Source organism: Pseudomonas sp. 25 R 14 (assembly GCF_900004755.1).
Classification (GTDB): domain Bacteria; phylum Pseudomonadota; class Gammaproteobacteria; order Pseudomonadales; family Pseudomonadaceae; genus Aquipseudomonas; species Aquipseudomonas brenneri.
In genome coordinates, this window is the sequence record NZ_CVTS01000030.1 from 1 (window position 1) to 1,607 (window position 1,607).

General features: G+C 53.5%; 1 protein-coding gene. It reads right to left on the reverse strand.

Features of this window, described 5'->3' with window-relative positions:
• Nucleotides 1-50: 50 nt before the first annotated feature.
• On the reverse strand, nucleotides 51-1,400 hold the full coding sequence (locus tag BFQ03_RS07080; protein ID WP_065942766.1) for an IS110 family RNA-guided transposase: 1,350 nt from the start codon (nucleotides 1,398-1,400) through the stop codon (nucleotides 51-53).
• Between the last annotated feature and the right edge of the window lie 207 nt (nucleotides 1,401-1,607).

Here is a 1,607-nt window from a genome sequence, read left to right on the forward strand (position 1 = left end):
ATAAAGGCGTACTTCAGCCGCACTCCTTGGCAAAGTACGCGGCGGCCTTCCTAAGAAACACCCTCCGTTGGCTGAAGAGTGAAACCAAATTCGGCAGCACGGCGATGTAGACCCTTTACGACTCGCTCCCGATATCTCTGCTCGTACTGGTCTGCTCCGGGGTCCTGATAGTTCATACCGAAACGCATCGCGTTATAGAATAAAATCGCAATTTTTCGGGCGGTCGCGGTGACTGCTTTGGCTTTTCCGATTCGAGCTGCAAGGCGTCTATAGAAGGCCCCAAGCGCAGTACTCGTTCTCCCGACGGTGACAGCGGCCAAGCGCAGGTGGGCGGTCACTCGATTCTTGGTTTTCCGAGTATGAGCGGAAAGCACCTTACCTCCACTGATCCTACATCCCGGGGCAAGCGTTAGCCACGAAGTGAAATGATGACAAGTGCGCCATCGGCTCAGATCTGTACCACATTCGGCGACCAGCCGCAGTGCCAAAAAGGGGCCAATGCCATGTATTTGCGTGAGGTCTACACCGACCAACTGATAGAGCAAGGTGCGAACATCGAAGTTAAGCGCATTGGGTTGCCGGGTTTTATGGCGCGGTTTAGGTAATGGTTCTGACGGACGCACCTTTTCCTGCGAAAGCTTGATGAGCACTTGTGCAATTTGCTGATCGCAGATGAGGAGTTGCGCTTGGTATGCGTCATACATCGTCAGTGCTTGTGACAGGGCAAATGTATGCTCCGGTTGATAATTGCCGACTAGCGCTGCCTTAATGACATCGATACCGGCTTTGCAGCGGGTATCACTCATGGCAGCCAATACTGACGGGCTTCGCTCACCGGCCACAATGGCCCGTATTATTCGCATGCCGGTCACTCCGGTTACGTCCGCCACAACATGGTGCAGTTGCAGATTCATATGTGTGAGGGCTTTTTGCATGTGCTGAATATGCGCGGCCGCGTAGTCAAGGTGGCGCTCTCGCAATCTTAAATAGCTACGTAAAGCCGAGATTTCGCGATCTGGACGGAAGCTAGCTCGAAGTAATCCGCAGGAATGGAGTCGTTGAATCCACTGCGCATCATTCACGTCGGTTTTACGCCCTGGCACCGCGCGAGCATCGCGGGCATTGGCAAGTACTACATGAAGTCCGTGCGTTTCGAGTATCTCGTAAACCGGAATCCAATAAACGCCGGTCGACTCCATGGCGACTGTCGAGATGCCGAGGCTCACCAGCCAGTTAGCCATCCGCTCAAGATCAGCGGTGAAGGCATTAAAGGTTTGAATCGGATCTTGCGCGAGATCCGCTGGAACGGCGACAACATGAAAGCGTGAGCCGATATCAATGCCGGCCGCTCGAGTATTAATTACCGGTAACCCTCTGGTTTTTAAGTCAGAATTTTTCATACGCACCTCCAGTCAAGGGCAGGACTGGACGGGGACTCGGATCAAATCACATTCCTAAACGGGGTCATAGAAGCGCCACCACTAACGGGTCCGCAGCTTCCCCTGGGTCACGTTTTTTGACGGGGACTTAGCCTCCAAAAAGCCAGCGACCACTGTCCAGAAATGTAAGTGTAGTACGTAGTGTTTCTAGCCCAATGGGCCGCGGAG

What these genes read in the sequence shown, in the direction of transcription:
- BFQ03_RS07080 (WP_065942766.1), bottom strand. Translation starts at nt 1,400, where the DNA reads ATGAAAAATTCTGACTTAAAAACCAGAGGGTTACCGGTAATTAATACT.